The organism is Stenotrophomonas sp. STEN009, from assembly GCF_056760395.1.
The window spans coordinates 22900-46910 of the sequence record NZ_JBRRES010000034.1; the positions used below are offsets into that span (position 1 = coordinate 22900).

Below are 24011 nucleotides of genomic sequence, written 5' to 3' on the forward strand. Positions count from 1 at the left end.
TTTCGGCGGCCTTCGGGTTGGCGCAGTCCTTCTGGGACCGCGAGGCAGCACCTAGGTGGTGCTGCCCTGCCTGTTTTGCAAGGCCGTCAAACTCACCAGCGGTAGTGGGCGAATGCCTTGTTGGCTTCGGCCATGCGGTGGGTTTCTTCGCGCTTCTTGATGGCGCCACCACGGTTTTCCGAGGCGTCGATCAGTTCAGCAGCCAGCTTCTTCGGCATGGTGTTCTCACCACGCTTGCGCGCGGAGTCGATCAGCCAGCGCATGGCCAGAGCCATCTTGCGCGAGGCACGCACTTCGACCGGCACCTGGTAGGTGGCACCGCCGACGCGACGCGACTTGACTTCGACCGCCGGAGCGACGTTGTCCAGCGCCTTCTGCACCAGCTCGATGGCGTTGGCGCTGCTGTTCTTCTCGGTGATCACGTCCATGGCGCCGTACACGATCTTTTCGGCGACGGACTTCTTGCCGCTCTGCATGACCATGTTGATGAAGCGGGCGATGGTTTCGCTTCCGTGCTTCGGATCGGGCAGGACGGAACGCTGCGGAGTATTACCCTTACGCGACATAGTGCTCTCTCCTTAGGCCTTCGGACGCTTGGCGCCGTACTTGGAACGGGCCTGGCGACGCTTGGCAACGCCGGCGGCGTCGAGCGAGCCACGAACGGTGTGGTAACGCACACCCGGCAGGTCCTTGACGCGACCGCCGCGGATCAGGACCACGGAGTGCTCCTGCAGGTTGTGGCCTTCACCACCGATGTAGGAAATCACTTCTTCCTGGTTGGTCAGGCGGACCTTGGCAACCTTGCGAAGGGCCGAGTTCGGCTTCTTCGGAGTGGTGGTGTAGACACGGGTGCAGACGCCACGGCGCTGCGGGCACTTGTCGAGCGCCGGCGAGGCACTCTTGTAGGTGGTCGCTTGCCGCGGCTTGCGGACCAGCTGGTTGATCGTCGCCATCAGTAGGTTCTTCTGATTGGTGGCCGGAAAATCCGGCCAGAGATGCGGAAATGTTAAAGCAGGCCAAAATTCTGGCCTGCTGAGACAGACGATTGTAGCAACCTGCCAGGAACGACGTCAAACGCGTCCTGTCAAGCCCGTCCCTGATCCCGGAACGTTACTGGGGGGCCTCCATGTACCCCGTTCAGGTTCGACCGGCCCTCCACGGATGGAGCCGCCTGCCGCTACAGCCAGGTCGGACGGCCTGCGCCGCCCTGCCCTTCAAGCCCGCCCGGGCATGTCCCCGGGCGTTACCGCAAAGGTGGGTCCGGCCTTGCGGCCGGACCGGTCACCTCATTCCTCGCCCGCAGCCTGTTCGGTCTCGGCTTCCACTGCCGGAGCCTCGACCGCCGCCGGGGTGCCGGCCAGGGTCTGCATCTCCGACTCGGTGAGGCCGGACGCGCCACGACGGCGCTGGCTGTGGTACGCCAGACCGGTACCGGCCGGAATCAGACGGCCGACGATGACGTTTTCCTTCAGGCCACGCAGGTTGTCCGAGGTGCCGCGCACGGCCGCTTCGGTCAGCACGCGGGTGGTCTCCTGGAACGACGCCGCCGAGATGAACGACTCGGTGGCCAGCGAGGCCTTGGTGATGCCCAGCAGGACCGGATCGAACCGCGCCGGCAGCTCGTTGCGGGTCGACAGGCGGGCATTCTCCTCGATAACGCGCTGGCGTTCGACCTGCTCGCCGTTCAGGAACTTGCTGCTGCCCTGATCGGTGATCTCGACCTTGCGCAGCATCTGGCGGGTGATCACCTCGATGTGCTTGTCGTTGATCTTCACGCCCTGCAGGCGGTACACGTCCTGGATTTCCTTGACCAGGTAGGCCGCCAGCGGTTCGACACCCAGCAGGCGCAGGATGTCCTGCGGGCTCGGCTCGCCGTCCACGATGGTTTCACCCTTGGTGACATGCTCGCCTTCGAACACGATGACCTGGCGGTACTTCGGAATCAGCTCTTCGTGCTCCGAACCATCGGTGTCCTTGATGATCAGGCGCTGCTTGCCCTTGGTGTCCTTGCCGAAGCTGATGATGCCCGAACGCTCGGCCAGCACCGCCGGATCCTTCGGCTTGCGCGCTTCGAAGAGGTCGGCCACGCGCGGCAGACCACCGGTGATGTCGCGGGTCTTCGAGGCTTCCTGCGGGATCTTGGCGACGACGTCGCCCACGCCCACCGGGGCGCCATCCTGCAGGTTGACGATCGAGCGCGGCGGCAGCAGGTACTGCGCCGGCAGATCGGTGCCCGGGATCGACAGGTCGTTGCCCTTGGCGTCGACGATGCGCACGATCGGGCGCAGGTCCTTGGCCTGGGTACCACGACGCTTCGGATCGGTGATTTCGCGCGAGGCCAGGCCGGTCAGCTCGTCGGTCTTCTCGATGACGGTGATGCCGTCGACGAAATCGATGAAGCGGATGAAGCCGGCCACTTCCGACACGATCGGGTGGTTATGCGGATCCCAGTTGGCCACGGTCTGGCCAGCCTTGATCGCATCGCCGTCCTTGGACGTGATGGTCGCACCGTACGGCAGCTTGTAACGCTCACGCTCACGGCCGTGGGCATCGAGCACCGAGATTTCGCCCGAGCGCGACACTGCCACCAGCGAGCCGTTGGCATGCTCGACCGACTTGAGGTTGCTGAACTTGACCGAGCCGGTGGTCTTGACGGTGATGTTGTCGACCGCAGCAGCTCGCGACGCCGCACCACCGATGTGGAAGGTACGCATGGTCAGCTGGGTACCCGGCTCACCGATGGACTGGGCGGCGATGACGCCGACCGCTTCACCGATGTTGACCAGATGGCCACGGGCCAGATCGCGGCCGTAGCAGCGAGCGCAGACACCGAAGGCCGATTCGCACGAAATCGTCGAACGCACCTTGATGCTCTGCACGCCGGCATCTTCCAGCTTGGCGACCCACTGCTCGTCCAGCAGGGTGTTGCGGGTGACGATCGGATCTTCGTCGTTGCCCGGCAGGAACACGTCCTCGGCAACCACGCGACCCAGCACGCGGTCCTTCAGCGGCTCGACCACGTCACCGCCTTCCACGATCGGGGTCATGATCAGGCCTTCGGTGGTACCGCAATCCACCTCGGTGATCACCACGTCCTGCGCCACGTCGACCAGTCGACGGGTCAGGTAACCCGAGTTCGCGGTCTTCAGCGCGGTATCGGCCAGACCCTTACGGGCACCGTGGGTGGAGTTGAAGTACTCCTGCACGTTCAGGCCTTCGCGGAAGTTCGCCTTGATGGGCGTCTCGATGATCGAGCCGTCCGGGCGGGCCATCAGGCCGCGCATGCCGGCCAGCTGACGGATCTGCGCCTGGCTGCCTCGTGCACCGGAGTCGGCCATGATGTACAGCGAGTTCATCGACTTCTGATCGATGGTCTCACCCTTGGCATTGACGACCTTCTCGGTACCGATGGTGTCCATCATCGCCTTGGCGATGCGCTCGTTGGTGCGCGACCAGATGTCGACCACCTTGTTGTAGCGCTCGCCAGCGGTGACCAGACCCGACTGGTACTGCTCCTGGATTTCCAGCACTTCGGCTTCGGCCTCGGTGAGGATGCCGCGCTTTTCGTCCGGGATCAGCATGTCGTCGATACCGATCGACACGCCGGCGCGGGTTGCGTAGGCGAAGCCGGTGTACATCAGCTTGTCGGCGAACACGACCGTGTCCTTCAGACCCAGCTGACGGTAGCTGGAGTTGATCAGGCGCGAGATGTTCTTCTTGGTCAGCTCGGTGTTGGCCAGCGCGAACGGCAGGCCTTCCGGCAGGATTTCAGCCAGCAGGGCGCGACCGATCGTGGTATCCACGATCGAGGTCTTGTTCTGCTTGTTGCCTTCCTCGTCGGTCACCACTTCGGTGATGCGGACCTTGACCTTGGCGTGCAGTTCCACCACGCGGTTGTCGTAGGCGCGCTTGACTTCGGCGATGTTGGCGAAGGCCATGCCCTCGCCCTTCTTGTTTTCCAGCGAGCGGGTCATGTAGTACAGACCCAGCACGACGTCCTGCGACGGCACGATGATCGGCTCGCCGTTGGCCGGCGACAGGATGTTGTTGGTCGACATCATCAGCGCACGCGCTTCCAGCTGGGCTTCCAGCGAGAGCGGCACGTGGACGGCCATCTGGTCACCGTCGAAGTCGGCGTTGAACGCGGTGCAGACCAGCGGATGCAGCTGGATGGCCTTGCCTTCGATCAGCACCGGCTCGAACGCCTGGATGCCCAGACGGTGCAGGGTCGGCGCGCGGTTCAGCATCACCGGATGCTCGCGGATGACCTCTTCCAGGATGTCCCAGACTTCGGCTTCTTCGCGCTCGACCAGCTTCTTGGCGGCCTTGATGGTGGTGGCCAGGCCACGACGCTGCAGCTTGGCGAACACGAACGGCTTGAACAGCTCCAGCGCCATCTTCTTCGGCAGGCCGCACTGGTGCAGGCGCAGGTACGGACCGACCACGATGACCGAACGGCCCGAGTAGTCCACGCGCTTGCCCAGCAGGTTCTGACGGAAGCGACCCTGCTTGCCCTTGATCATGTCGGCCAGCGACTTCAGCGGGCGCTTGTTGGTGCCGGTGATGGCACGGCCACGGCGACCGTTGTCCAGCAGCGCATCGACCGATTCCTGCAGCATGCGCTTTTCATTGCGCACGATGATGTCCGGCGCGCTCAGTTCGAGCAGGCGGCGCAGGCGGTTGTTGCGGTTGATGACGCGACGGTACAGGTCGTTCAGGTCCGAGGTCGCGAAGCGGCCACCGTCCAGCGGCACCAGCGGACGCAGGTCCGGCGGCAGCACCGGCAGCACGGTCATCACCATCCATTCCGGACGGTTGCCCGACTCCAGGAAGGCCTCGATCAGCTTGATGCGCTTGGTCAGTCGCTTCAGCTTGGTTTCCGAACCGGTCGCGGCGATCTCCTCGCGCAGGCGGGTCATCTCCGACTGCAGGTCGATCGTGCGCAGCAGTTCGTACACGGCCTCGGCGCCCATGGCGGCGTCGAAGTCGTCACCGTGCTCCTGGCGGGCCTGCAGGTACTGTTCTTCGGTCAGCAGCTGGCGGCGCTCCAGGGCGGTCAGGCCCGGCTCGGTCACCACGTAGGCTTCGAAGTACAGCACGCGCTCGATGTCGCGCAGGGTCATGTCCAGCATCAGGCCGATGCGCGACGGCAGCGACTTGAGGAACCAGATGTGCGCGACCGGCGAGGCCAGGTCGATGTGGCCCATGCGCTCGCGGCGCACCTTGGCCAAGGTCACTTCAGTGCCGCACTTCTCGCAGACCACGCCGCGGTGCTTCATGCGCTTGTACTTGCCGCACAGGCACTCGTAGTCCTTGACCGGGCCGAAGATGGCGGCGCAGAACAGGCCGTCGCGTTCCGGCTTGAAGGTACGGTAATTGATGGTTTCCGGCTTCTTCACTTCGCCGAAGGACCACGAGCGGATCAGGTCCGGCGAAGCCAGCGCGATCTTGATCGCGTCGAAGTCCAGCGTCTGGCGCTGCTGGTTGAAGAGATTGAGCAGGTCTTTCATGGTGTTCTCCAGAAGGAGGAATGCTGTGTCGATGGGCTTTCAGGTCACTGCCAGCGGCGCGGCGGAGAGAGCCGCCGCGCCGGCATGGATCAGTTGTCTTCCAGTTCCATGTTGATGGCCAGCGAGCGGATTTCCTTCACGAGCACGTTGAAGGATTCCGGCATGCCCGCGACCATCTCGTGCTCACCGTCGACGATGTTCTTGTACATCTGGTTGCGGCCCTGCACGTCATCGGACTTCACCGTCAGCATTTCCTGCAGGGTGTAGGCCGCGCCGTAGGCTTCCAGCGCCCAGACTTCCATTTCACCGAAGCGCTGACCACCGAACTGCGCCTTGCCGCCCAGCGGCTGCTGGGTAACGAGCGAGTACGGACCGGTCGAACGCGCGTGCATCTTGTCGTCGACCAGGTGGTTCAGCTTCAGGTAGTGCATGTAACCCACGGTGGTGTGGCGATCGAACGCTTCACCGGTGCGGCCGTCGTACAGCTGGGTCTGGCCACTGCTCGGCAGATCGGCCAGTTCCAGCATGCGCTTGATTTCCGCTTCGGTGGCACCGTCGAACACCGGGGTGGCCATCGGCACGCCGTCGGTGAGGTTACGGGCCAGGCGCAGCAGCTCCTCGTCGCTGAACTGCGACAGGTCGACACGGTTGGCCACGTTGGTGTCATCGTGGTTGTAGATGTCGTCCAGGAACCGGCGCAGGTCGGCAACGGCCGCCTGGGCTTCCAGCATTGCCTGGATCTTGCGGCCCAGGCCCTTGGCGGCCCAGCCCAGGTGCACTTCCAGGATCTGGCCGATGTTCATACGCGACGGCACGCCCAGCGGGTTCAGCACGATGTCCACGGTTTCGCCCGAGGCCATGTACGGCATGTCCTCGACCGGCACCACGTTGGACACCACACCCTTGTTGCCGTGGCGACCCGCCATCTTGTCGCCCGGCTGGATGCGGCGCTTCACGGCCAGGAACACCTTGACCATCTTCAGCACGCCCGGAGCCAGGTCGTCGCCTGCGGTGATCTTGCCGCGCTTGTCGGCGAAGCGACGCTCAAATTCCTTCTCGTGCGCCTGGATCTGCTTCTGGGCGCGCTCGATGGCTTCCGAAGCGTCCTCGTCCTTCATGCGCAGCACGAACCAGTCAGCCTTCTTCAGGCCGTCCAGGTACGCGTCGGTGATGACGTCACCCTTCTTCAGGCCGGCACCGCCGTTGACCACCTTGCCGACGATCTGCGAACGCAGACGCATGTAGATGGCGGCTTCCAGGATGCGGAACTGGTCGTCGAAGTCCTTCTTGACGCGCTTGATTTCCGACTCTTCGATCTGGCGCGCACGCTTGTCCTTCTCGATGCCGTCGCGGGTGAAGACCTGCACGTCGATGACGGTGCCGTCCATGCCCGGCGGAACGCGCAGCGAGCTGTCCTTAACGTCCGAAGCCTTCTCGCCGAAGATCGCGCGCAGCAGCTTCTCTTCCGGGGTCAGCTGGCTCTCGCCCTTCGGCGTGACCTTGCCGACCAGGATGTCGCCGGCGCGGACTTCCGCACCGATGTACACCACGCCGCTCTCGTCCAGGCGGTTCAGCGCCTGCTCGGAAACGTTCGGGATGTCGGCGGAGATTTCCTCCGGCCCCAGCTTGGTGTCGCGCGCGACGCAGGTCAGCTCTTCGATGTGGATCGTGGTGTAGCGATCCTCTTCCACCACGCGCTCGGAGAGCAGGATGGAGTCTTCGAAGTTGTAGCCGTTCCACGGCATGAACGCGATCAGCATGTTCTGGCCCAGGGCCAGTTCGCCGATGTCGGTGGACGGACCGTCGGCGAGCACGTCGCCGCGGGCGATGACGTCACCCACCTGGACCAGCGGACGCTGGTTGATGCAGGTGTTCTGGTTGGAACGGGTGTACTTGACCAGGTTGTAGATGTCGACGCCGGCGTCGGTGGCACCGACGATCTCTTCCTCGACCACCTTGACCACGATGCGGGCGGCGTCGATCTGCACGATCTCACCGCCACGACGGGCGTTCACGGTCACACCGGAGTCACGCGCCACGGCGCGCTCAATGCCGGTGCCGACCAGCGGCTTCTGCGAACGCAGGGTCGGCACGGCCTGACGCTGCATGTTCGCGCCCATCAGTGCGCGGTTGGCGTCATCGTGCTCCAGGAACGGCACCAGCGCGGCCGCGATCGACACGGTCTGCATCGGCGAGACGTCCATGAAGTGGACCTCCGCCGGCGGCTTCAGCAGCGACTCGCCCTGGTAGCGGCACGGCACGAACTGCTCGGTCAGCATGCTCTTGGCATCGGTCAGGGCGTTGGCCTGGGCGATGACGTACTCGTTTTCCTCGATCGCCGACAGGAACTCGATCTCGTCGGAGACCTTGCCGTCCACGACCTTGCGGTACGGGGTCTCGAGGAAACCGTACTGGTTGGTGCGGGCGTACACGGCCAGCGAGTTGATCAGGCCGATGTTCGGGCCTTCCGGCGTTTCGATGGTGCAGACGCGGCCGTAGTGGGTCGGGTGCACGTCGCGCACTTCGAAGCCGGCGCGCTCACGGGTCAGGCCGCCCGGGCCCAGGGCCGAGACGCGACGCTTGTGGGTCACTTCCGACAGCGGGTTGTTCTGATCCATGAACTGCGACAGCTGCGAGGAGCCGAAGAACTCCTTGATGGCGGCAGCGACCGGCTTGGCGTTGATCAGTTCCTGCGGCGTCAGGCCTTCGGACTCGGCCATCGACAGGCGTTCCTTGACCGCGCGCTCGACGCGGACCAGGCCGACGCGGAACACGTTCTCGGCCATTTCACCGACCGAACGCACGCGACGGTTGCCCAAGTGATCGATGTCGTCGACCACGCCGCGACCATTGCGGATCTCGGTCAGGACCTTGATCACGTCCAGGATGTCGGAGCTGTCGCCATGGGCAGCGACCAGGCGCTTGGACTCTTCGTCGTTGCGCTCACCGAAGTACTTGCTGTCGTACAGCACGGCTTCGCCGGTGGTTTCCTTGCGGCCCACGCGACGGTTGAACTTCATGCGGCCGACCGCGGACAGGTCGTAGCGCTCGAAGGTGAAGAACAGGTTGTGGAACAGGTTCTGCGCGGCGTCCTTGGTCGGCGGCTCGCCCGGACGCATCATGCGGTAGATCTCGACCAGTGCTTCCAGCTGGGTCTTGGTCGGATCGATGCGCAGGGTGTTGGACAGGTACGGACCACGATCCAGGTCGTTCACCCACAGGGTACCAACCGCATCGACGCCTGCCTTGCGGAAGTTCTGCAGCTGCTCTTCGCTGATCTCGTCATTGGCCTGGGCCAGCAGTTCGCCGGTCGAGGCATCAACCACGTCGTGCGACAGGATGCGGCCGACCAGGTAGTCGTCCGGCACGGCCAGGGCCGCAATGCCCGAGGCTTCCAGCTGCTTGATGTGGCGCGCGGTGATGCGCTTGCCGGCTTCCACGATGACCTTGTCGCCGTCGGCGAGGTCGAAGCCCAGGGTTTCGCCACGCAGGCGCTCCGGCACCAGCTCCAGCTGGACGCCTTCATCCGGGTTGATGTGGAAGGTGTTGATCTCGAAGAACTCGGCCAGCATCTCTTCGTTGCTGTAGCCAAGCGCGCGCAGCAGGATCGACACCGGCAGCTTGCGGCGGCGGTCGATACGGGTGAACAGCGCGTCCTTCGGGTCGAACTCGAAGTCCAGCCAGGAGCCGCGGTAGGGAATGATGCGGGCGCTGTACAACAGCTTGCCCGAGCTGTGGGTCTTGCCGCGGTCGTGGTCGAAGAACACGCCCGGCGAGCGGTGCAGCTGCGAGACGATGACGCGCTCGGTGCCGTTGACGATGAAGGTGCCGTTCTCGGTCATCAGCGGGATTTCGCCCAGATAGACCTCCTGCTCCTTCACGTACTTGATGGCCTTGGTCGACGACTCGCGGTCGTAGATCACCAGGCGCACGGTCACGCGCAGCGGGGCGCCGTAGCTCATGCCGCGCTGGCGGCATTCACGTTCGTCGAAGACCGGCTCGCCCAGCTTGTAGCCGACGTACTCCAGGGCGGCATTGCCGCTGTAGCTGGCGATCGGGAAGACTGACTTCAGCGCGGCGTGCAGGCCATGATCGGCACGCTTGGCCGGATCGATGTTCTCCTGCAGGAAATCACGGTAGGAATCCACCTGGATCGCGAGCAGGAACGGCACTTCGAGAATCGAGCGCTGCTTGCCGAAATCCTTGCGGATACGCTTCTTTTCGGTGAACGAATAGGACGTCATGAGGTCTTCCACCTTGTTGTGCGGGCCGTGCGTCCACGACCCTGAAGGGAACTTTGAAATTGTCAGTTGGAAGTCGCTGGTATTGCCGGCACCAGCACGCCTTCTCCCGCTACTTCCAACTGCCAACTCGTCTGCATCTACTTCCCTGCTGCCGCGCGATGCGCGGGCGTGCCGGGATTTGACCGCAGCCCGTGTTGGGCTTTCTACCGCCTGATTCCACCCGCGCAGTACGCGGGCCTGCAACAACGACCAAAGGCCGGGGGCTTACGCCCCCAGCCTTGGCTGCATCGCCGAGAATCGATGACGATGCAAAGGAAGTGCTTACTTGACTTCGACAGTCGCGCCAGCAGCTTCCAGGTCCTTCTTCATCTTCTCGGCGTCGTCCTTCGAAGCGCCTTCCTTCAGGACGCCACCGGCTTCGGCCAGGTCCTTCGCTTCCTTCAGGCCCAGGCCGGTGATGGCGCGGACGGCCTTGATGACTTCGACCTTCTTCTCGCCGGCCGACTTCAGGGTGACGGTGAACTCGGTCTGCTCTTCAACAGCAGCGGCCGGGCCAGCGGCAGCAGCCACGGCAACCGGAGCAGCGGCGGAGACGCCGAACTTCTCTTCGATGGCCTTGACCAGCTCCATCACTTCCATCAGGGACTTCTCGGCGATGGCGTCGACGATCTGTTCGTTGGTAAGGGACATGATTAATACCTTTGGATGATTTTCTGGGTTGAGGTTCCGTCAGGAACCACGGTAAGTCGAAACTCAGGCGGTCTCGGCGGCCGGCTCGGCAGCGGCGGTTTCGCCACCACCCTGCTTCTCGCCAACAGCCTTGATGGCGCGGGCGAACATCGTGACCGGCTCGGTCAGGACGCGGGCCAGCATGGCCAGGGCCTGATCGCGGGTCGGCAGCGAGGCCAGCACGTCGACGTGGCTTGCCGGGAACACTTCGCCACCGATGGCGACGACCTTAGCCTTCAGCTTGTCGTTGCCCTTGGCGGCTTCCTTGATCAGGCGACCGGCAGCGCCGGGCTCCTCGAGCGAGAACGCGTACAGCAGCGGACCAACCATCTGGTCCTGGGCCACGGCGAACTCGGTGCCTTCAACGGCGCGCGAAGCCAGGGTGTTCTTGACAACCTTCAAGAAAACACCGGTTTCACGAGCCTGCTTGCGCATCGCGGTCATCTGGGCGACCGTGGTGCCAGCGTATTCGGCTGCGATCAAGGAGTGGGCCTTGGCGGCGACGTCTGCCAGCTCGGCGACTACTTCTTGCTTCTGGGACAGATTGAGAGCCATTGCACTCCTCCAATTGAACTCCGCTTACGGCTCCTGCCGTGTGCGGTCCTGTGCGGCATCCGTCCTGGACGCCGGGAACACCAGGATGATGTTCCGGGGGGTGGGCCGTTCTAGACCTGGAGTGGGCCAACCTGGGAAACCCAGACGTGCGTGAACCAGAAAAACTCCAGAAGGGCACCATCTACGCAGGGTGATTCCGGGGAATCGATTAAGCGTTCATGACTGTTCCGGCGGCGACTCCCTGCCATATCGAGCTTCCGTGCCCGTCGCCGGCCCTGCCACGACCGCGCCTGCGGTCTTTGACGGCTACCGCAGGCGGTGGGCTGCCTGCGATGCCTTCAAATGTCACGGTCACGGCACCCGAAAGTACCGTGACCGCTTGAAACAATTACTTCAGGGTCAGCGACGACTGGTCGACGGTGACGCCCGGGCCCATCGTCGAGCTGACCGAAACCTTCTGCAGGTAGGTGCCCTTCGAGGTGGCCGGCTTGGCCTTGATCAGGTCCAGCAGCAGCGCGGTCAGGTTCGACTTCAGCGCGTCTTCGGCGAAGTCGGCCTTGCCGATGGTGCAGTGGATGATGCCAGCCTTGTCGGTGCGGTAACGGACCTGGCCCGACTTGGCGTTCTTCACGGCTTCACCCGGGTTCGGGGAAACGGTGCCGACCTTCGGGTTCGGCATCAGGCCGCGCGGGCCCAGCACGGTGCCCAGCTTACCGACAACGCGCATGGCGTCCGGGGTCGCGATGACGACGTCGTAGTTCAGATCGCCGGCCTGCATCTTCTCGGCCAGGTCATCCATGCCGACGGCTTCGGCGCCAGCGGCCAGGGCTTCATCAGCCTTGGCACCGGCCGGAGCGAACACGGCAACGCGGACCGACTTGCCGGTACCGGCCGGCAGGACGGTGGAGCCACGGACCTGCTGGTCGGACTTCTTCGCGTCGACGCCCAGGCGCACAGCAACGTCGATCGACTCGACGAACTTGGCCTTGGTGGCGCTCTTCAGGATGTTGATCGCGTCCTCGAAGGCGTAAGCCTTGCCCGGAACGACGGCGGCCTTGATGGCCTTCTCACGCTTGGTCTGTGCCATCTTCTTAACCCTCCACCACGAGGCCCATGGAACGGGCAGAGCCAGCGATGGTACGCACGGCGGCGTCCAGGTCGGCGGCAGTCAGATCCGGTTCCTTCGCCTTGGCGATCTCTTCCAGCTGCTTACGGGTGACCTTGCCGACCTTCTCGGTGTTCGGGCGCTTGGAGCCCGACGAGATGCCAGCGGCCTTCTTCAGCAGGGTGGTGGCCGGGGTGCTCTTGGTGATGAAGGTGAACGTACGGTCCGAGTAGGCCGTGATGATCACCGGAACCGGCAGACCCGGCTCGAGCTTCTGCGTGGCAGCGTTGAACGCCTTGCAGAATTCCATGATGTTCAGGCCGCGCTGACCCAGCGCAGGACCGACCGGCGGCGAGGGGTTGGCCTGACCGGCCTTCACCTGCAGCTTGATGTAACCGACAACTTTCTTTGCCATGTGAGTACTCTCCGGGTGCTAGCGCCTTTCGACAACAGGCTCCCCATCGGACCGGGAATCACGCGTCCCGGCATCGCGTTTTGAAATCATGCCGAAGGCCACCTTGCGGTGGCCTCGTCCTGCTGGCTTCCCAGCGGGGAGCCGCGCACTATATCAGATTTTGGGCGCCCTGTCTGAACAGGGAGGGCGACCTGAAGGCTGCCAGCCCGTGGCCGGCAGCATCACCGGGCATCAGCCGGTCTGCTTCTCGACCTGGCCGAACTCGAGCTCGACCGGGGTGGCACGACCGAAGATCAGCACCGAGACGCGCAGACGGCTCTTCTCGTAGTTGACTTCTTCGACCACACCATTGAAATCGTTGAACGGACCATCGGTGACGCGGACCATCTGGCCCGGCTCGAACAGCACCTTCGGACGCGGCTTCTCGACACCTTCCTGAACGCGGTTCAGGATGGACTCGGCTTCGGAATCGGCAATCGGCAGCGGACGATCGGCGGTACCGCCGATGAAGCCCATCACGCGCGGGGTTTCCTTGACCAAGTGCCAGCTTTCGTTGTCGATGCGCGGAATACCGGCTTCTTCGTGAGTCTCGATCTGGACCAGCACGTAACCCGGGAAGAACTTGCGCTCGGACCGGCGCTTCTGGCCGGCGCGCATCTCGATCACTTCCTCGGTCGGAACCAGGACGTCGCCGAAGCGCTCTTCCATGCCATCACGGACGATGCGATCACGCAGAGCCTGCGCCACCGACTTCTCGAAGCCCGAATAGGCGTGAACGACGTACCAACGCTTCATGCAATTCTCCTTAGCGGCTCAGGAACCACTGAGTCAGTTTCTGGATCAGGAAGTCGAAGCCACCCAGCAGCAGGCTGAGGATGAGCACCACGACAATCACGACCCAGGTCATGCGAACGGCTTCCTGGCGCGTCGGCCAGACCACCTTGCGCAGTTCGAAGCGCGACTCGGAGAGGAATTCGCGGGTGTCGCGCCCCTTGCCGGTCAGCATGAACACGCCGATACCGCCAACCAGACCGACCACGACCGCCAACGCACGCAGCTGACCCGCCCACGCGCCCAGCTGGGCGGCGCGACCGGAGTCGGCGGAGAACCAGAACCAGACGAACAGACCCGCCAGCACCAGCAGGGATGCGGCAACGTACTTGACGATATCTCCACCGCTGGCGGAGGTGTCCTTGGAATGTTCGATCTTGCTATTCATCCGGTGTGTCTGCTTTAGCGGCAAGAGCCGCTGGATAAGGTGGGCAGATGGCACGCCAGGAGGGACTCGAACCCCCAACCTGCGGTTTTGGAGACCGCTGCTCTGCCAATTGAGCTACTGGCGTACGTTTTGAAACTTGCCTTCCCTTAGACGGCGAAGGCGGACCGAGGTTCCCGGCCCGCCACTCGCGCGACCGGCAGCGCTATGCAACCGCCGGTACTGCAGGCTTACTTGATGATCTTCGAGACCACGCCGGCGCCGACGGTGCGGCCACCTTCGCGGATGGCGAAGCGCAGGCCTTCGTCCATCGCGACCGGGTTGATCAGGGTCACGGTCATCTTGACGTTGTCACCCGGCATCACCATTTCCACGCCTTCCGGCAGCTTGGCAGCGCCGGTGATGTCGGTGGTGCGGAAGTAGAACTGCGGGCGGTAGCCGTTGAAGAACGGGGTGTGACGGCCGCCCTCGTCCTTCGACAGCACGTACACTTCGCCTTCGAACTCGGTGTGCGGGGTGATCGAACCCGGCTTGGCCAGAACCTGGCCGCGCTCGACGTCGTCACGCTTGGTGCCGCGCAGCAGCAGACCGGCGTTGTCGCCTGCCTGGCCCTGGTCCAGCAGCTTGCGGAACATTTCCACGCCGGTCACGGTGGTCTTCTGGGTCGGACGGATACCGACGATTTCGATTTCGTCACCGACCTTGATCACGCCGCGCTCGATACGACCGGTCACCACGGTGCCGCGGCCCGAGATCGAGAACACGTCTTCCACCGGCATCAGGAACGGCTTGTCGATCGCACGCTCCGGCTCCGGAATCCAGGTGTCCAGCGCGTCGACCAGCTTCAGGATCGCCGGCACGCCGATCTCGCTCTGGTCGCCTTCCAGCGCCAGGCGGGCCGAACCCGAGATGATCGGGGTGTCGTCGCCCGGGAACTCGTACTTGCTCAGCAGTTCGCGCACTTCCATTTCGACCAGCTCGAGCAGCTCGGCGTCGTCGACCATGTCAGCCTTGTTCAGGAACACCACGATGTACGGCACGCCGACCTGACGCGACAGCAGGATGTGCTCGCGGGTCTGCGGCATCGGGCCGTCAGCGGCCGAGCACACCAGGATCGCGCCGTCCATCTGGGCGGCACCGGTGATCATGTTCTTGACGTAGTCAGCGTGGCCCGGGCAGTCAACGTGGGCGTAGTGACGGGTCGGGGATTCGTATTCGACGTGCGCGGTCGAGATCGTGATGCCACGAGCCTTTTCTTCCGGTGCGGCGTCGATGGCGTCATACGCCTTGAACTCGCCACCGAAGCGCTCGGCGCCGATCTTGGTCAGCGCGGCGGTCAGCGTGGTCTTGCCGTGGTCGACGTGACCGATGGTGCCGACGTTGACGTGCGGCTTGGTGCGCTCGAACTTACCCTTGGCCATGGCTGCTTATCTCGAATTCGTCTGGTGTGGTGCTGAAGATGGTGCTCACGAAAGGAATCGAACCTTCGACCTCTTCCTTACCAAGGAAGTGCTCTACCGACTGAGCTACGTGAGCGAGTTTTGCATTATGGCATGAACTCGATAATATTCAAAGTTCATTCAATGGAGCGGGAGACGGGAATCGAACCCGCACCATCAGCTTGGAAGGCTGAGGTTCTACCATTGAACTACTCCCGCACCGGGAAGTGCCACAACGTGAAGCTGGTGGAGGGAGGTGGATTCGAACCACCGAAGGCGTAAGCCAGCAGATTTACAGTCTGCCCCCGTTGGCCGCTTGGGTATCCCTCCGTTTCAACCCCATCCCGTGCCGCCGAAGCGTTGCGGTGTGTGGTGGTGAGCCCGCAATTCTGGAGATGAAGCGGGGGCCTGTCAACGCTTTTTTTCACTTTTTTTCACATGCGTCGCAAACCCTTTGATACGCAAGCCTATTGCCCGGGCAGTGCCAAGGCCTCGTCGGCGAAGATCGCCACATGCGGAACGCCGTCGGCACCAATCCAGCCGCGGTACATGCCCTGCGTGTTGAACGGCGTGGCCGCTTTTCCATCGGCGGAGAGCACGATCGCACCGCCATCCCCACCCATCTGCGGAATCGCCTCGTTGATCACGCCCCTGCCCGCCTCCGCCGGCGACTGGCCCTGGTAGCGGATACGCGCGCAGATCTCGTGCGCGGCAGCGGTGCGGATGTAGTACTCGCCCCACCCGGTTCCCGACACCGCACAGCGTGCATCGGCCCAGGTGCCGGCGCCGATGATCGGCGAATCGCCGACGCGCCCGTAGCGCTTGTTGGTCATTCCTCCGGTGGAGGTCCCCGCTGCCAGGCGCCCCTGCGCATCCAGCGCAACCGCACCGACCGTGCCGAAGTGCCGGGCCGTTTCCAGGTCGGCGTGGGCCTGGCCGCCGGCCTCCTCCTTCAGTGCGCGCTGCAGCTGCTGCCAGCGCTTGTCGGTGCGGAAGTACGAAGGATCGACCAGGGTCATGCCCTGCTCGACGGCGAACGCCTCAGCGCCCTGCCCGACCATCATCACGTGTTTCGATTCCTGCATCACGGCCGTTGCCAGCACGATCGGGTTGCGTACGCGCTGCACGCCGGCCACCGCGCCGGCCGCCTGGGTGGCGCCATCCATCACGGCCGCGTCCAGCTCGTTGCGCCCGTCGTGGGTGAACACCGCGCCTTTGCCGGCATTGAACGTGGGATCGTCCTCGAGAACGGTGATCGCTGCGGTGACCGCCGCCAGTGCAGGGCGACCGGCTGCCAGCTCGGCATGCCCCTTCAGCAGCGCCGCACGGAGTGCCGCACGTGCCGCCTTCTCCTCGGCGGCGGACAGATCCTTGCGCTCGACGCCGGCACCGCCATGGATGACCAGCAGGGGCGACGCATCCGGCGCAGCATGGGCGAGCAACGGCAGGGACAGCAGCGCAGACAGCGCCAGATGAAGCTTCATCGATATCTCCGGAAATGGAAGCGATGGCATCGAGCAGGCTCGACGAGATGCCCGAAGGGAAGCGCCGGCGCGCGGCCGGCAGCAGCGGTCAGCGACGGATCAGTTCAATCCGGCCACCGTCAACATCGACCGCTGCGTGATAGTCGGCGTCGGCCTGGAAGTCGTCCAGCCGCATGCGGCCACCGCTTGCCACCACGGTAACCGGCACAGCGTGGAAACGCAGCGGTTCGCCCTGCGTGAGCCGGTCCGCGCCACGTCCCGGGCGGACCACCCAGACCCTGCCATGACCATCGGCGCTGTACACCTGCGCGCGTCCGTCAGGCTCCACGCACAGCGCGGTGTCTTCGTCCACGCCGATGCCGATCATGTCCGGGTCGCCACTGTCCTGCGCGGCACGGGCAACGAAAACGATCAGGCGACCGAGACGATCACGCCGGTCGAAGTGGGTGTCGGTGACCACCCGCTGCAGATAGGGCATCTGCAGGAAGCCACTGTCCATCGTCACCGCGCTGCCCATCGGGTCGGCCAGCGCGGCGGCGGAGGTGACGCTGCCACCGTCAAGCGCGCCGTAGGCATAGCCACCGAGGATCGCCAATCCGGCACTGGTGCCGGCGATCGGTTTGCCGGCACGGACGTGGGCATTGAGCGCGCGGTTGAGTGCGGTCCCCTTCCAGAAGCGGATGTAGCGCGACTGGTCGCCGCCGGCGATGAAGATGGCGTCGGCCGCGGCCACCACCCGCAGTACGGCCGGGTCGTCGGCGCCACGACGGCTGTCGAACACCAGGGTCTGCACGGCGGTGGTGCCGCCGATGTCATGGTGCAGACGCTCCTGCAGCTCGTCGCTGCCGGAGGCGCGCAGGATCAGCACGCGGCCATTGCCGGCCTGCTTCAACCACCACTGGAACGCCTCCGGCACCCACTCTCCACCGCCCATCAGCATCATCGCTGGCGCCCTCGGCCCCGGTCGCGGGGCATCGAGATCGCCGGTCTCGTAATAGGCGAATCCCGGCCCCTGCAGGTCCTGCGCGGACGCGGCCAGCGGCGAGCCCAGGAGAACCAGCACTGCCAGGCCGGCAAGCACTTGGCGCAGCCTTCGATGGAACCGTCGCATCTTGATCTCCCTGAACAGAAACGACCTGCAAGCGTTTTCACTCTTTGCCAGATGGGGCATCAGTAGTCAAGAGCATGAAAAAGGCGTTAAATGCCGGCGCCCATTGCGGAAATCTGAATGGGGGATGGGCCCCTCCTCTGCGGGCCGGCATTACTTCCGGGAACTTCTCATGCGTAGACAGGCGATGGCGTGGTCGATCCAGCTGGCGTTGATGGGCCTTGCCGCTTCTGCGGCGGCCCAGGCTCCGGCCTCCTCTCCGGTACGGCAGCTCGATGCGGTGCAGGTCACCGGCTCACGCATTCCGCGCGCCCAGGTCGAGGGCCCCGCCCCGATCACGGTGATCGACGCCGAACAGATCCGTTCCAGCGGCTTCACCACCGTGCCCGACGTGCTGCGGGCAATGACCCAGAACGGTGGCGAGACGCAGAGCCAGCAATCCTCCAGCGGCGCCGACTTCTCGCCGGGTGCACAGCAGGTCGACCTGCGCGGGCTGGGACCCAACCACACCCTGGTGCTGGTCAACGGCCGCCGCATCGCCGATTTCCCGATGCCTTTCCAGGGCCGCAGCAACTTCACCGACGTGTCCAACATTCCGCTGGGCATGATCGACCGCATCGAAGTGCTGACCGGCAGCGCCTCGGCCATCTATGGTTCGGACGCGATCGCCGGCGTGGTCAACTTCATCCTCAAGAAGAAGGCCGACGGCACCACGGTCGACGTGCGCATGGGCACCACCAGTGAGGGCGGTGGCGATTCCTTCGACATGAGCCTGTCCAGCGGGTTCAGCACGGGCCGCTTCAATGCGGTGTACAGCGTGGAGCTGCAGTCGCAGACGCCGCTGTGGGCCTATGAGCGCGACATCCAGGATTCGACCCAGGACGGGCCGACCGAGGGCTCGCGCATCGCCCGCCGTGCCTACCTGCGCACCGACTACAACGATGACTACCTGGATCCGGGCGCGGCCACCTGCGATGCCCTGAGCGGACAGAATCAGGGCAGCACCTACCATGCCTTCCGCCCCCGCTATGGCTACTACTGCGGCAGCGACGCGTCGATCGGCTACGGCACCATCCTCAGCAAGCGCCGCGGCGCCAACGGCTATGCCTCGCTGAGCTATGACTTCGACAACGGCCAGCAGTGGTTCGCCGACGTGCAGATGGGTTACCACACGCTGGCGCTGATGCGCGACGTGGCGTCGTGGGGCCGCATGGCCGCCGACGGCGACGAGTCGGGCTACTTCAGCAACGAAGCCACTGGCGAAATCGAGTTCTGGCAGCGTCAGTTCTCGCCCGAGGAAATGGGTGGCCTGCGCAACGCGATGGTGCGCAGCACGCAGAAGACCTTCAGCGTGACCACCGGCTTCAAGGGCAACCTGGCCGGCAACTGGGATTACGAAGCGGCGTTGAGCCATTCGCAGTACCAGTCGCGGATCAGCTGGCCACAGATCATCGCCGGCAGGGCCAACGACCTGTTCCTGGGCCCGCAGTTGGGCGAGGACGACGACGGCTTCCCGATCTACAACGCTGACCCGTCGCGGCTGTACCGACCGCTGACCCGCGCCGAGTACGACGCGATCGCCGCACGCACCACCTATACCCCGAAGTCCCGCACCGAGACGGCCGCCCTCACCCTGACCAACGGCTCGCTGTTCGCCCTGCCCGGCGGCGATGCCGGTTTTGCCGCGACCGTGGAAGTGGGCCAGCAGGCCTACGCGCTGAATCCCGATCCGCTGGCGACCCAGTACTACTACTACAGCTGGAAGGATTCCGACGGCAAGGGTTCGCGCAACCGCTGGGCAACGGCCGCCGAGCTGCGCATGCCGCTGCACGAGACGATCAACCTGAGCGTGGCCGGTCGCTATGACCAGTACCGCTACTCCGGCCACACGATCGGCAAGGCGACCTGGAGCGGCGGCCTTGAGTGGCGCCCGGTCGAGAGCCTGCTGGTGCGCGGCTCGTACGGCACGGCCTTCCGCGCCCCGGACCTGCACTACGTGTTTGCCGGCCCCGGCAACGACGAGACCAGCGCCGAGGACCTGTACAGCTGCCGCGCCGAACAGGCCGACGACTGCTCGGACTACGAGCGCAACGTCATCCGCAGCCGCAGCGGCAACCGCGAGCTGGACCCGGAGACCAGCACCTCGTGGAGCGCAGGCTTCGTCTGGTCGCCGGCCGCAGGGCTGGATCTTTCGGTGGATTGGTTCGACATCGACATGCGCAGGCAGGTGCAGGACATGGACGTGCGCACGATCCTGGCCAGTGAAGCGAACTGCCGCCTGGGCGACGCCGACATCACGTCACCAACCTGCGTGGACGCACTGGCGCGGGTGACCCGGACCGCCGACGGCCGCCTGTACGGGGTGCATGTGAATCCGATCAACGTGGCACGCGAGTCGACCTCGGGCATCGATGCGGGCCTGCGCTACCGCCTGCAGACCGGTATCGGTGACTTCATCTTCAACGGCAGCCACACCTGGGTGAAGAAGCACGATTTCCAGCGCTACACCGGCGATGCGATCGAGGACCAGTTCGCGGTGAACAGCGGCTTCGACATCCCACGCACCAAGAGCAGCGTCAGTGTGACGTGGGAAAAGGATGCGTGGTCGGCCACCGTGTACGGTTCGCGACTGGGCAAGCTGCCCACCTCGGACAGCTACGACCAGGTGTTCGACTGGGACAGCGGCGACAGCCCGTACATCAGGGCCACGTACCGCTACAACGCGTCGGTGCAGTATCGCTTCGACGACCACTCGCGCCTGTCTCTGTCTGTGGTCAACGTGTTCAACAAGATGCCGCCGAAGGACGCCACATACACGGCGTACCCGTACTACGACGTCTCCTGGTTCGACAGCGTGGGCCGCACGATAAATCTGCAGTACACGCACAAGTTCGGCGGCAGCGCGCTGTAAGGCGTGCCGCTGCATTGAACTCAGGCGGGAAGACGGGGGCGCAGGCCTCCGTCCCCTTCCGCGTGCAGTTCCGCTCAGGACGTAGACTGCGCCGGCTCCGCAAAGCGCCAGAAGACACGGACCACATCAAGCATCTGTCCATGCAGTTCGTCGTACCGGGCAATCACCCCCGGCGCGAACGTCGCATTACCATTCGCGTCCAGCGGAACCGGCTCCCCCAGCGCGCGGGCCATGTCGATGTAGAAATAATGCATATCACCGTAGGGACGCTTGCTGTCCATCAGCATCACTGCTCTCCCCAGCGTGCGGGTGTTCATGCTCCGCAGCAGTGCAAGGTGTTCCGGTGACACTGCCACCACTTCATCGCCCCGGGAGCCATCCGTGGCCGCGGTCAGGACGTAGCGACCGGGCTCAAGCCTTCCCCCGACGATGAAGCTGGATGCGATCCGGGCAAGCCGTCTGGCAACGGCCTGCCCCTCATCGGTGCGTCGTCCTGCTGGCTCCCGGCAGATACGGCCCAGTGCTGCATAGGCGATCAGTGCCTCTGGATCCTCCGGGTCAACAGAGTCCAGGTAGATACCACCGCTTTCGCTGAAGTCCGCTTCGGGTCGCAGCCGCTCGCGCATGGCACTCAACAGGCTGACGGCACTGCACTCCGGGGCTGATGCACTCCCTCTTGCAGGCCGCACGACCATGTATTGGCAGCCGTAGGCCAGAAGCAACCCGAGGGCCGCGATCGCCACTACCCACCCATACGTTCGCGTCGTCATAGCAACTCTCCGGGTCGCGCACAGGCATGATGCCGCCCGTGTCAGTGGAAGGGTCAGAGGCCAGCCTGAAGCAGCACCGCGCCGCGCACCATGCAACAAGTCCGAAATCGGAATCTGCTGTTGGCCGTGGTTTTCCACACCACGCGTGGAAAGCGATGGGGGCTTGGTGTGGACAAGTAGGCGAGAGCCTTGCGCCTCAGGCGTTTCCATGCATGGTGATTTTTTGTCCACGACTGCGATTGTTTTCCACACGCAGCGTGGAAGGCAATGGGAACTTGATGTGGACAAGTGGGTGAGAGCGTTGTCGCGCAGGCGTTTCCAAGCGCGGTGAAATTTTGTCCACGGCGTGCGGACAAGCTTCTGTAGAGCCGAGCCCATGCTCGGCTCCGGCTGGCATCAGCCGGGCATGGGCTCGGCTCTACAGCGGCACGCTGGGTTTTCCACACCGCGCGTGGAAAGCGGTGGGGGTTTGATGTGGACAAGTGTGTGCGAACGTTGCGCTGCAGGCGTTTCAGAGCATGGTCAATTTTTGTCCAGCGCAGAGACGGATGCCGGAAACGCGGACGCCCCGCTCGGGGCGGGGCGTCCGGGGTCGATCCGATGCCGCTGGATCAGACGTTGAAGCGGAAGTGCAGCACGTCGCCTTCCTGCACGCGGTATTCCTTGCCTTCCAGGCGCAGGCGACCGGCTTCCTTGGCACCGGCTTCGCCCTTGTACTTGATGAAGTCGTCATACGCGATGGTTTCGGCGCGGATGAAGCCCTTCTCGAAGTCGGTGTGGATGACCGCGGCGGCCTGCGGGGCGGTGGCACCCTTGCGCACGGTCCAGGCGCGGACTTCCTTCACGCCGGCAGTGAAGTAGGTCTGCAGGCCCAGCAGGCTGTAGGCCGCGTTGATCACGCGGTTCAGGCCCGGCTCGCTCAGGCCCAGGTCGGCCAGGAACGTGTCGCGATCCTCGTCGTCAAGCTGCGACAGTTCTTCCTCGATCGCGGCGGACACCGGTACCACCTGCGCGCCCTCGGCGGCAGCGTGCGCGCGCACGGCTTCCAGGTGCGGGTTGTTCTCGAACCCGTCCTCCAGCACGTTGGCGATGTACATCACCGGCTTCAGGGTCAGCAGGAACAGGTCGCGCACCAGCGCCTTCTCTTCCTCGTCCAGACCCACCGAACGGCCGGACTTGCCGTCAGAAAGCGCAGCCTGCAGCTTGGCCAGCACCGGCTTGCGCGCGGCGGCCTCCTTGTCGCCACCCTTGGCCGCGCGCTCGGCGCGGTTCAGCGCCTTCTCGACGCTGTCCAGATCAGCCAGGGCCAGTTCGGTATCGATGGTTTCGATATCCGAAATGGGATCGACCTTGTTGTTGACATGGATGACGTCGGCGTTCTCGAAGCAGCGCACCACGTGGGTGATCGCATCGACTTCGCGGATGTGCGCGAGGAACTTGTTGCCCAGTCCTTCGCCGCTGGCAGCGCCGGCGACCAGGCCGGCGATGTCGACGAATTCCACGGCGGTCGGAATGACCTTCTGCGGGTTGATGATCGCTGCCAGCTCGTTCAGGCGCGGGTCCGGCACCGGCACGATGCCGACGTTCGGTTCGATGGTGCAGAACGGGAAGTTCGCCGCGGCGATGCCCGCCTTGGTCAGCGCGTTGAACAGGGTCGACTTGCCGACGTTGGGCAGGCCGACGATGCCGCATTTGATACCCATCTTTGACAACCTCTGGGGTGAAATTGATTGGGAAAACAGCGCGCGCGCCGCTTTCCCAAGCTGTTTCAATCGATCATTGCGGGTGCCAACCGGGGTTGGCAGCTACTTCGGGGTGTTCAGGCGCTTCATCGCTTCATTGAAATCGCCCTGTACGGCCAGCGGCATCACGTCGATCGCATCGTCGATGGCGCGCGCGATCAGCAGGTCGTCGTCCTTGGACGGGCGGCCCAGCACCCAGCCCACCACGCGATCCTTGTGGCCGGGATGGCCGATGCCCACGCGCAGGCGATGGAACTTGCCGTGACCCAGCAGGCGGATGGTGTCACGCAGGCCATTCTGGCCGCCATGACCGCCGTCGAACTTGAGCCGCGCCACACCGGGCGGGAGGTCCAGTTCATCATGCGCCAACAGGGTTTCCTCGGGCTCGATCTTCCAGAACCGCTGCGCGGCGGTGACCGATTTGCCACTGAGGTTCATGAAAGTGGCAGGCTTGAGCAGCCATACCGTCTGCCCGGCGATCTCGACCTTGGCGGTCTCGCCGAACAGCTTGCTGTCCACGTTCCATCGCGCCCCTGCCTTTTCCGCCAGGGCCTCAACGAAATGAAACCCGGCATTGTGCCGGGTCCGGGCGTGCTCCGATCCGGGATTGCCCAGACCGACGATCAGTCGCAGTCCTGCCATTGGATCTTCCTGTAGATGCCGGGGCGGGGGGGGGGGGGGGGCGGGGCCGGCGGGGGGGGGGGGGCGGGCGGGGGGGGGGGGGGGGGGGGGGGGGCGGGGAAGGGGGGGGGGGGGGGGGGGGGGGGGGGGGGGGGGGGGGGG

At 64.5% G+C, this 24011-nt stretch carries 17 protein-coding genes and 4 tRNA genes; 1 reads left to right on the plus strand and 20 read right to left on the minus strand.

Annotation, left to right across the window (positions count from 1 at the left end):
* Nucleotides 1-92 precede the first annotated feature (92 nt).
* The 17 genes from rpsG to ACVOMM_RS15175 all read right to left on the minus strand — a co-directional run bounded on the left by rpsG (nucleotide 93) and on the right by ACVOMM_RS15175 (nucleotide 17808).
* Nucleotides 93-566 carry a 30S ribosomal protein S7 gene (gene rpsG / locus ACVOMM_RS15095; RefSeq protein WP_053519957.1) on the minus strand — a complete coding sequence of 158 codons (474 nt, stop codon included), beginning with the start codon at nucleotides 564-566 and terminating at the stop codon, nucleotides 93-95.
* 12 nt (nucleotides 567-578) lie between these two features.
* Nucleotides 579-953 (minus strand): 30S ribosomal protein S12, encoded by a 375-nt coding sequence (rpsL, locus tag ACVOMM_RS15100; protein ID WP_004145320.1) that lies wholly within the window; start codon nucleotides 951-953, stop codon nucleotides 579-581.
* A 333-nt stretch (nucleotides 954-1286) separates the two neighbouring features.
* The gene (gene rpoC / locus ACVOMM_RS15105; protein ID WP_053519956.1) at nucleotides 1287-5510 is read right to left on the minus strand and encodes a DNA-directed RNA polymerase subunit beta'; all 4224 of its coding nucleotides are present in this window, start codon (nucleotides 5508-5510) and stop codon (nucleotides 1287-1289) included.
* 89 nt (nucleotides 5511-5599) lie between these two features.
* Nucleotides 5600-9754: a DNA-directed RNA polymerase subunit beta gene (gene rpoB / locus ACVOMM_RS15110; RefSeq protein ID WP_053519955.1), complete on the minus strand. Its 4155-nt coding sequence runs from the start codon at nucleotides 9752-9754 to the stop codon at nucleotides 5600-5602.
* 321 nt (nucleotides 9755-10075) lie between these two features.
* Complete coding sequence (gene rplL / locus ACVOMM_RS15115; RefSeq protein ID WP_053519954.1) at nucleotides 10076-10444, minus strand: 50S ribosomal protein L7/L12; 369 nt, start codon at nucleotides 10442-10444, stop codon at nucleotides 10076-10078.
* 63 nt (nucleotides 10445-10507) lie between these two features.
* Nucleotides 10508-11038, minus strand: coding sequence for a 50S ribosomal protein L10 (gene rplJ / locus ACVOMM_RS15120; RefSeq protein WP_053519953.1), 531 nt, complete (start codon nucleotides 11036-11038; stop codon nucleotides 10508-10510).
* A 388-nt stretch (nucleotides 11039-11426) separates the two neighbouring features.
* Nucleotides 11427-12125 carry a 50S ribosomal protein L1 gene (gene rplA / locus ACVOMM_RS15125; RefSeq protein WP_004154350.1) on the minus strand — a complete coding sequence of 233 codons (699 nt, stop codon included), beginning with the start codon at nucleotides 12123-12125 and terminating at the stop codon, nucleotides 11427-11429.
* 4 nt (nucleotides 12126-12129) lie between these two features.
* On the minus strand, nucleotides 12130-12558 hold the full coding sequence (gene rplK, locus ACVOMM_RS15130) for a 50S ribosomal protein L11 (protein ID WP_004145248.1): 429 nt from the start codon (nucleotides 12556-12558) through the stop codon (nucleotides 12130-12132).
* A 231-nt stretch (nucleotides 12559-12789) separates the two neighbouring features.
* Nucleotides 12790-13353, minus strand: a complete 564-nt coding sequence (gene nusG, locus ACVOMM_RS15135) for a transcription termination/antitermination protein NusG (protein ID WP_053519952.1) — start codon at nucleotides 13351-13353, stop codon at nucleotides 12790-12792.
* Nucleotides 13354-13363: 10 nt separating this feature from the next.
* Nucleotides 13364-13777, minus strand: a complete 414-nt coding sequence (gene secE / locus ACVOMM_RS15140; protein ID WP_053519951.1) for a preprotein translocase subunit SecE — start codon at nucleotides 13775-13777, stop codon at nucleotides 13364-13366.
* A 48-nt stretch (nucleotides 13778-13825) separates the two neighbouring features.
* Nucleotides 13826-13901 (minus strand) — tRNA-Trp (locus tag ACVOMM_RS15145).
* Between the two features lie 103 nt (nucleotides 13902-14004).
* Entirely contained in the window at nucleotides 14005-15195 is a 1191-nt protein-coding gene (gene tuf / locus ACVOMM_RS15150) for an elongation factor Tu (RefSeq protein ID WP_065176003.1), read from the minus strand.
* A gap of 39 nt (nucleotides 15196-15234) precedes the next feature.
* A tRNA-Thr gene (locus tag ACVOMM_RS15155) sits at nucleotides 15235-15310 on the minus strand.
* Between the two features lie 48 nt (nucleotides 15311-15358).
* Nucleotides 15359-15432 (minus strand) — tRNA-Gly (locus tag ACVOMM_RS15160).
* A gap of 25 nt (nucleotides 15433-15457) precedes the next feature.
* Nucleotides 15458-15543: transfer RNA gene (locus ACVOMM_RS15165), tRNA-Tyr, on the minus strand.
* 137 nt (nucleotides 15544-15680) lie between these two features.
* Nucleotides 15681-16697 (minus strand): isoaspartyl peptidase/L-asparaginase family protein, encoded by a 1017-nt coding sequence (locus ACVOMM_RS15170; RefSeq protein WP_481526458.1) that lies wholly within the window; start codon nucleotides 16695-16697, stop codon nucleotides 15681-15683.
* Nucleotides 16698-16785: 88 nt separating this feature from the next.
* Entirely contained in the window at nucleotides 16786-17808 is a 1023-nt protein-coding gene (locus ACVOMM_RS15175) for a cyanophycinase (protein ID WP_340044552.1), read from the minus strand.
* Between the two features lie 169 nt (nucleotides 17809-17977).
* Between ACVOMM_RS15175 and ACVOMM_RS15180 the strand changes: the two genes are divergently transcribed.
* The gene (locus ACVOMM_RS15180; protein ID WP_180875742.1) at nucleotides 17978-20716 is read left to right on the plus strand and encodes a TonB-dependent receptor plug domain-containing protein; all 2739 of its coding nucleotides are present in this window, start codon (nucleotides 17978-17980) and stop codon (nucleotides 20714-20716) included.
* 74 nt (nucleotides 20717-20790) lie between these two features.
* Here ACVOMM_RS15180 and ACVOMM_RS15185 read toward each other — a convergent pair whose 3' ends face one another.
* The 3 genes from ACVOMM_RS15185 to pth all read right to left on the minus strand — a co-directional run bounded on the left by ACVOMM_RS15185 (nucleotide 20791) and on the right by pth (nucleotide 23870).
* Nucleotides 20791-21486 (minus strand): hypothetical protein, encoded by a 696-nt coding sequence (locus tag ACVOMM_RS15185; RefSeq protein ID WP_459062606.1) that lies wholly within the window; start codon nucleotides 21484-21486, stop codon nucleotides 20791-20793.
* A gap of 611 nt (nucleotides 21487-22097) precedes the next feature.
* On the minus strand, nucleotides 22098-23189 hold the full coding sequence (gene ychF, locus ACVOMM_RS15190) for a redox-regulated ATPase YchF (protein WP_053520317.1): 1092 nt from the start codon (nucleotides 23187-23189) through the stop codon (nucleotides 22098-22100).
* 102 nt (nucleotides 23190-23291) lie between these two features.
* Nucleotides 23292-23870 carry an aminoacyl-tRNA hydrolase gene (pth, locus tag ACVOMM_RS15195; RefSeq protein ID WP_053520316.1) on the minus strand — a complete coding sequence of 193 codons (579 nt, stop codon included), beginning with the start codon at nucleotides 23868-23870 and terminating at the stop codon, nucleotides 23292-23294.
* Nucleotides 23871-24011 lie beyond the last annotated feature (141 nt).

Excerpts from the sequence above, each read along its gene's own strand:
- rpoB (WP_053519955.1), bottom strand. The coding sequence starts at position 9,754 with ATGACGTCCTATTCGTTCACCGAAAAGAAGCGTATCCGCAAGGATTTC.
- tuf (WP_065176003.1), bottom strand. The coding sequence starts at position 15,195 with ATGGCCAAGGGTAAGTTCGAGCGCACCAAGCCGCACGTCAACGTCGGC.
- rpsG (WP_053519957.1), bottom strand. The coding sequence starts at position 566 with ATGTCGCGTAAGGGTAATACTCCGCAGCGTTCCGTCCTGCCCGATCCG.
- secE (WP_053519951.1), bottom strand. The coding sequence starts at position 13,777 with ATGAATAGCAAGATCGAACATTCCAAGGACACCTCCGCCAGCGGTGGA.
- rpsL (WP_004145320.1), bottom strand. The coding sequence starts at position 953 with ATGGCGACGATCAACCAGCTGGTCCGCAAGCCGCGGCAAGCGACCACC.
- rplJ (WP_053519953.1), bottom strand. The coding sequence starts at position 11,038 with ATGGCTCTCAATCTGTCCCAGAAGCAAGAAGTAGTCGCCGAGCTGGCA.
- ACVOMM_RS15180 (WP_180875742.1), top strand. The coding sequence starts at position 17,978 with ATGCGTAGACAGGCGATGGCGTGGTCGATCCAGCTGGCGTTGATGGGC.
- ychF (WP_053520317.1), bottom strand. The coding sequence starts at position 23,189 with ATGGGTATCAAATGCGGCATCGTCGGCCTGCCCAACGTCGGCAAGTCG.
- rplK (WP_004145248.1), bottom strand. The coding sequence starts at position 12,558 with ATGGCAAAGAAAGTTGTCGGTTACATCAAGCTGCAGGTGAAGGCCGGT.
- rpoC (WP_053519956.1), bottom strand. The coding sequence starts at position 5,510 with ATGAAAGACCTGCTCAATCTCTTCAACCAGCAGCGCCAGACGCTGGAC.
- rplA (WP_004154350.1), bottom strand. The coding sequence starts at position 12,125 with ATGGCACAGACCAAGCGTGAGAAGGCCATCAAGGCCGCCGTCGTTCCG.
- pth (WP_053520316.1), bottom strand. The coding sequence starts at position 23,870 with ATGGCAGGACTGCGACTGATCGTCGGTCTGGGCAATCCCGGATCGGAG.
- rplL (WP_053519954.1), bottom strand. The coding sequence starts at position 10,444 with ATGTCCCTTACCAACGAACAGATCGTCGACGCCATCGCCGAGAAGTCC.
- ACVOMM_RS15170 (WP_481526458.1), bottom strand. The coding sequence starts at position 16,697 with ATGAAGCTTCATCTGGCGCTGTCTGCGCTGCTGTCCCTGCCGTTGCTC.
- ACVOMM_RS15175 (WP_340044552.1), bottom strand. The coding sequence starts at position 17,808 with ATGCGACGGTTCCATCGAAGGCTGCGCCAAGTGCTTGCCGGCCTGGCA.
- ACVOMM_RS15185 (WP_459062606.1), bottom strand. The coding sequence starts at position 21,486 with ATGACGACGCGAACGTATGGGTGGGTAGTGGCGATCGCGGCCCTCGGG.
- nusG (WP_053519952.1), bottom strand. The coding sequence starts at position 13,353 with ATGAAGCGTTGGTACGTCGTTCACGCCTATTCGGGCTTCGAGAAGTCG.